Source organism: Tsukamurella soli (assembly GCF_039541155.1).
GTDB lineage: Bacteria > Actinomycetota > Actinomycetes > Mycobacteriales > Mycobacteriaceae > Tsukamurella > Tsukamurella soli.
This window is the reverse complement of sequence record NZ_BAABFR010000180.1, coordinates 1-5,269: the sequence shown is the minus strand read 5'-3', so window position 1 is coordinate 5,269 and position 5,269 is coordinate 1. Positions and strand designations below refer to the sequence as shown.

The window sequence follows — 5,269 nt, the reverse complement described above, 5'->3', positions numbered from 1 at the left end:
CCACCCGCCACGGTGCGCACGGTCGGGGGCCGGGTCGTCGGCGGCCCGGCGGCCGGCGCCGTGCCGGTGCTCGACCGCGCGCAGCTGCGCTTCGTGCTGGAGGATTTCGTGTTCGGCGGCCTCGAGCGGGCCGGTGACCTGGCGGACGTGCTCGACCTGCCGCTCGCCAGTGAGGCCTGCGATGCGGTGGTGGTGAGCAGCGGTGTGCGGCTCGCCCGCGGCGCCGATCCGGGCGTCGTGGTAGCCACCGCGGTCGGCGCCCTGCCCGACGCGCCCGAGGTCACGGTGCACGAGCGGCTCGAGGTGCGATGCGGCACTCGCGTGGTCGCGGTGCCGTGGTGGATCGACGGTTCCGGGCTGCATGTCGCACGCGACCGCGGCGGCTCCGCCGGGGTGAATTGAGCGAGACGGGATGTGGCCCGGTCCCGTCGATTCCGGCTTCTTGAAATTCTTCGTGCAGACCCGCACACCATTCATGACGGCGGTGCTGCGTGCCGTCTCGGGGCCGGGCGCGACTCGGACGCTCGCCGGGGTGGCGGTCGTCGCCGCATTCCCGCTGGTCGTGCTACATCCGTTCTCGTACGCGTTAATGCTCGTTGTGACGCCGGTCATAGGATGTGTTCTGATGAATGTCATCGAGAGCGTGGCCGACCGAGAAATGCCACCCATTCCAATTCGGCTCGTCGAAATAGAATCACCCGCATTCCCGACCGCGGTATGGGATTGATTCCATGTCTCGTGTCGGGATTATCGTGCTTTCTGTACACGCGATATCAGGCGGCCCGCGAGCTGTGAGCGGCGACCGTGTCGTCGATCCGGTGAATGGCCGGCGGCGCGCGGGGCGCAGCTGCGGCCGGGTGCGCTGCGGCCCTGGTTCGCGGTCGGCGCGGTCGGGTCTGCCTCGCCGCGCACCGCGCGTCCGACGTGGTCGCCGAATGGGTGCGTGGTGTGGTGATCGTGGTGGTCGCGGACCGGGTCAGACGAGCCCTTGCTGTGCCCCCCGCGCGCCCCGGCGCGCCGCGTGCCGCTGCCTGACGAAGGTGACGGTGCCGAACACCCCCACTGCGACGCCCGCAACGCAGGTGATCCAGGCATCGCCGAAAGTGCCGTGGAAGACCGTTGTCACTATCAGTGCAACGAGCCACAACACTGCACCTGTTATAACCACGGGTAGTGGCGCGGTAATTTGCCGAGGTAATGCGGGCGCCTGGGCGGACATGACCCTCCGGTTCGTCGACGGAAATAGTTCGTTAGATGTACTCTAGCGCCGTGACTGATAATGACGAGCGTCTCGCTGGCGACCTCGCACTAGCTGTGGTCCGCTTCGCTCGGCACCTCCGAGGACGGCGAAGGGACTCGACCGTCTCCCTCACCCAGCTGTCGGCTCTGAACGCCCTCGCGAACGACGGGCCGCTCACGCCGGGCCAGCTGGCCGCGCGGGAGCGCGTGCAACCGCCGTCGATGACGCGCGTGATCGCCTCGCTATCGGATCTGGGACTGGTCAGCCGCGAACCGCACCCCACCGACGGGCGTCAGGTGATCGTGAGCCTGTCCGACCAGGGTGAGCACGTGATCAACGGCGAGGCGCGGGCCCGCGAGGCGTGGCTGCGGGGCAAGCTCGAGCAGCTCTCGGACGAGGACGTCACCACTCTGGGCGATGCGGTCGTGATCCTGAACAAGCTGATCGCTGCAGAGGCCTGATCCCGCGGTATGCCGGGTCCTTCCATGTTCGCGTCCCTACGGACGCGGAACTATCGATACTGGGTGTCTGGCCAGGTCGTCTCGCTCATCGGGACCTGGATGCAGCGCGTCGCGCAGGACTGGCTGGTGCTGGACCTCGCGCACTCGAATGCTGCGGCGGTCGGGATCGTGATGGCCCTCCAGTTCGGGCCGACGCTCGTGCTGTCGCCATGGGCCGGGGTGCTCGCGGACCGGTACGACAAGCGTCGCCTGCTGGTCCTGACGCAGTCGCTGTCGGCGCTGTGCGCGGCCGTGCTGGCGGCGCTGGTCCTGACCGGCGTGGCCAGGCTGTGGCAGGTGTTCCTGGTGGCGTTCGTATTCGGTTGTGTATCGGCGGTCGACGCCCCGGTCCGCCAGTCGTTCTCGATCGAGATGGTCGGGCCGGAGCTGCTGCCCAACGCGATCGCGCTGAACTCGATGGTGTTCAACGGGGCTCGAATCGTGGGGCCGGCGATCGCCGGCGTGCTGATCGCGGCCGTGGGTACGGGGTGGGTGTTCTTCGCGAACGCCGTGAGTACGGCGGCGGTGATCGGCGCCCTGCTGGCCATGCGGGTGCCCGAACTGTTCCAGGCGCCGCCGGTCGAGCGGGCCCGCGGCCAGGTGCGGGCGGGCTTCGGCTACGTGTGGAAGCGGCCGGACCTGCTGGTGGTGGTCGTGGTCGTGTTCTTCGTGTCCACATTCGGCATCAACTTCCCGCTCGCGCTGTCGGCGTTGGCTAGGAACGGCTTCCACCTGGGCGCCAACGCCTACGGCCTGCTGTCGACGACGCTCGCGATCGGCACACTGTCGGGGGCGGCGGTGGCCGCCCGGCGCTCGCGCAAGGCGTCGATGCGCCGGTTCCTGGCATCCGGGATCGCCTTCGGCGTGTGTCAGACGGTGGCGGGCCTGGTCCCGGTCTTCTGGATCGTCGCGGTGCTGCTGATCCCCGTCGGCCTGTTGCAGATGACGTTCACGACGTCGGCGATGAGCAGGCTTCAGCTGAGCGTCGACAAGCAGTTCCGGGGCCGCGTGATGGGAATCTACATGCTCGCTTTCATGGGCGGCACGCCGCTGGGCGCGCCATTGCTCGGGTGGATCGCGGACGCCACCACCGCGGCCGCGCCGTTGATCGCCGGTGGCGCTATATCAGCGCTCTCGTGCGTGGCGTGTATCGCGGTCCTGCGCCGCAGGCCTGTCACGAATGCGGGCTGACCGCGCGGAGTATCTGCTTCATTGTTCAACCGAAACGAATATCGGCGACATGATGCGCACAACGAAGAAGTCTGCGCGCGCGTGTCGGCCTGAGGCGAGTGCGGCGGCGGCCGCCCGTACTACCATCGCCCCGTGACGGGACTGCGGATCATCGATATCCATGACCAGGCGGACGAGCGCCTGGTCGATTTCCGTGACCTGTCCGACGCCGACCGCCGGCCCGACACCGGCCGCGGCGTCGTCATCGCCGAGGGCGTCCCCGTCGTCGAGCGGATGCTCGCGTCGCGCTTCCGACCGCATGCCGTGCTCGGCGTGGCCGCCCGTCTGGAGCGCCTCGCCCCGGCGCTCGACCGACTGGGCGCGGACGCGCCCGCCTGCTACCGGGTCACCGCAGACCTCATGGCCCGCGTGGTGGGCTTCCATCTCAACCGCGGAGTGCTCGCTGCGGCCCGGCGCCCACCCACACCGGACGCCGGGGAACTCCTCGACGGCGCCCGGACGGTAGTGGTGCTCGAGGGCGTCAACGACCACGAGAACCTCGGTGCGATCTTCCGCAACGCAGCGGGGCTGGGCGCCGATGCCGTGCTGTTCGGCCCACGCTGCTCGGACCCGCTCTACCGACGGGCGGTGCGGGTCTCGATGGGGCACGTGCTGCTGGTGCCGTTCGCGCGCCTGGGCGTCGACGGTTCCGGGTGGCCCGTCGACGCCCTGGACACCCTGCGGGCGCGCGGCTTCCGCACCGTCGCCCTGACCCCGGGCGGGGACACCCGCCTGCAGCATGCGGCGGACGGGGAGCGGGTCGCGTTCCTCGTCGGTGCCGAGGGGCCCGGCCTCACCGCGAAGACCCTCGACGCCGCCGATGCGCGCGCCGCCATCCCGATGGCGCGAGGCACCGACTCGCTCAACGTGGCGACGGCCGCTGCGCTGGCACTCTACGAGCGCGCTCGGGGCTGACGATGACGCTCCCGTGCCCGGCGCGCCGCCCGCGCTCGACCCCGTGGGCCACGGGCCTGACGGTGGCGGCGATGATCGCCGCCTACACGGCGGGGGTCGGTGTGGCGCTGTTCGGCGGTTGTCTCGCGGTGAGCCGGTGGCTGGGCGTCGCGCTGCTGCTGCTCGGATCGGCGGGCGCCGTGCCGCTCATCGCGCAGGCGAGGTCTCGCCCCGTGGCACGATGGTTCGCCGGGGGTGCCGCTGCCGGGTTGGCGGTGACGTGGCTGATCGTGGTCGCGATCCTCATCGCGACCTGAGTGCGGCTCAGGCTCAGAAGCCGAACCAGCGCCGGACCTTGCCCTTGCGCGCATCGTCACCGTCGGCGGGCGCCCACTGCGACTGATCGGGGTGTGGCTCCCAGTCCGGGGCGGCCGTCTCGCTGCCCGGTCCCGCGGGCACCGCGACCGCGTCCTCCGGTCCGCCGGCGGGCACCGCGCCCACGGTCGTCGGGTCGAAGCCGGGGCCGGCCGCAGCCGTGGCGAGCCAGAAGTCGAGTACGGGGATACGGGCGGGATCGAGGTCGGTCTCGGCAAGCGGGTAGGTGTAGCGGAACCCCAGCCACTCACGGTTGGCCTGCTCGGCGAACTCCATGGGGTGGAAGGGCAGCGCGCGCGGGTCGGGGTCCACGCCCGGCGCGTACGCGAGCGGCCGCTCGCCCGCCCAGAAGGGACCCTCGAACAGTTCGGGGAGCCCGATGTCCTCGAGGATGTCCACGGGGTGCGCCGCGAACGACCGCTTGAGTTCGTCGCCCGACCAGTGGGCGAATGCCCCGATCGACCGGTCGGGATGGGTCACCAGCAGGAACGTCTGTGCGGCGCGCACCAGGTCCAACCAGGACGGGTCGAGTTCCGACGGCCGAACCACCGCCACGTCGGCGTGCGTGACCACCGTCAGTCCGCCGTACGACCCCACGTACACGTGGCCGGGGGCCGGGTCCGCTGCGGCGGCCAGGTCGGTCTGCGCCGCGGCCGCCTCGCCGCCCAGGATGCGCTCCGCGATCGCACGTGCCGGGACCTCGTCCGACGCACCCGCGATCGCGAGACGGCCCTTCGGATCCGCTACATCGGAGAACCAGATCGTTGCCGCACGCGCACCCACTCGGGACCCTCCTCGTCGCTTCGGCTGTGCCACCGCAGGCGGTGGCTGTGCCGTCCTCTCGTCCGGCTGGGCCGGATCATGTCACGCTCGGACGCCCGCGGCCACTCGGTCAGCTGTGACCGGCCCCGCGGACTCCCAGAAGCACATCCTCCCACGAGGGCATCTCGGGACGTCCGCGATGCGCGGAGTGGGGGCCGTTCTGTCCGGACCGCGCGACCGCACCGGGCTCGCGCAGGCGCGCGGGCCG

7 protein-coding genes and 1 pseudogene are annotated in these 5,269 nt (G+C 70.8%); 6 read left to right on the top strand and 2 right to left on the bottom strand.

What is annotated here, in order from left to right:
• Together ABD908_RS26530 and ABD908_RS26525 are read left to right on the top strand one after the other, a co-directional pair.
• Window positions 1–402: pseudogene (locus ABD908_RS26530) on the top strand (hypothetical protein); the annotation flags it as partial.
• Between the two features lie 10 nt (window positions 403–412).
• Window positions 413–727, top strand: coding sequence for a hypothetical protein (locus ABD908_RS26525; protein WP_345001779.1), 315 nt, complete (start codon window positions 413–415; stop codon window positions 725–727).
• A 249-nt stretch (window positions 728–976) separates the two neighbouring features.
• Here ABD908_RS26525 and ABD908_RS26520 read toward each other — a convergent pair whose 3' ends face one another.
• Entirely contained in the window at window positions 977–1,219 is a 243-nt protein-coding gene (locus ABD908_RS26520; protein ID WP_345001777.1) for a DUF2530 domain-containing protein, read from the bottom strand.
• 35 nt (window positions 1,220–1,254) lie between these two features.
• Between ABD908_RS26520 and ABD908_RS26515 the strand changes: the two genes are divergently transcribed.
• From ABD908_RS26515 to ABD908_RS26500, 4 genes are all read left to right on the top strand, one after another.
• Complete coding sequence (locus tag ABD908_RS26515; protein WP_345001775.1) at window positions 1,255–1,701, top strand: MarR family winged helix-turn-helix transcriptional regulator; 447 nt, start codon at window positions 1,255–1,257, stop codon at window positions 1,699–1,701.
• A 24-nt stretch (window positions 1,702–1,725) separates the two neighbouring features.
• Window positions 1,726–2,931, top strand: coding sequence for an MFS transporter (locus ABD908_RS26510; protein ID WP_345001772.1), 1,206 nt, complete (start codon window positions 1,726–1,728; stop codon window positions 2,929–2,931).
• Window positions 2,932–3,063: 132 nt separating this feature from the next.
• Window positions 3,064–3,885, top strand: a complete 822-nt coding sequence (locus ABD908_RS26505; protein WP_345001769.1) for a TrmH family RNA methyltransferase — start codon at window positions 3,064–3,066, stop codon at window positions 3,883–3,885.
• Between the two features lie 2 nt (window positions 3,886–3,887).
• The gene (locus ABD908_RS26500; RefSeq protein ID WP_345001767.1) at window positions 3,888–4,181 is read left to right on the top strand and encodes a DUF2537 domain-containing protein; all 294 of its coding nucleotides are present in this window, start codon (window positions 3,888–3,890) and stop codon (window positions 4,179–4,181) included.
• A gap of 13 nt (window positions 4,182–4,194) precedes the next feature.
• Here ABD908_RS26500 and ABD908_RS26495 read toward each other — a convergent pair whose 3' ends face one another.
• Window positions 4,195–5,022 (bottom strand): DUF6928 family protein, encoded by an 828-nt coding sequence (locus ABD908_RS26495; RefSeq protein WP_345001765.1) that lies wholly within the window; start codon window positions 5,020–5,022, stop codon window positions 4,195–4,197.
• Between the last annotated feature and the right edge of the window lie 247 nt (window positions 5,023–5,269).

Bases quoted from the DNA above. Each gene is read 5' to 3' on its own strand.
- ABD908_RS26525 (WP_345001779.1), top strand. From the start codon at position 413: ATGTGGCCCGGTCCCGTCGATTCCGGCTTCTTGAAATTCTTCGTGCAG.
- ABD908_RS26515 (WP_345001775.1), top strand. From the start codon at position 1,255: ATGTACTCTAGCGCCGTGACTGATAATGACGAGCGTCTCGCTGGCGAC.
- ABD908_RS26520 (WP_345001777.1), bottom strand. From the start codon at position 1,219: ATGTCCGCCCAGGCGCCCGCATTACCTCGGCAAATTACCGCGCCACTA.
- ABD908_RS26510 (WP_345001772.1), top strand. From the start codon at position 1,726: ATGTTCGCGTCCCTACGGACGCGGAACTATCGATACTGGGTGTCTGGC.
- ABD908_RS26500 (WP_345001767.1), top strand. From the start codon at position 3,888: ATGACGCTCCCGTGCCCGGCGCGCCGCCCGCGCTCGACCCCGTGGGCC.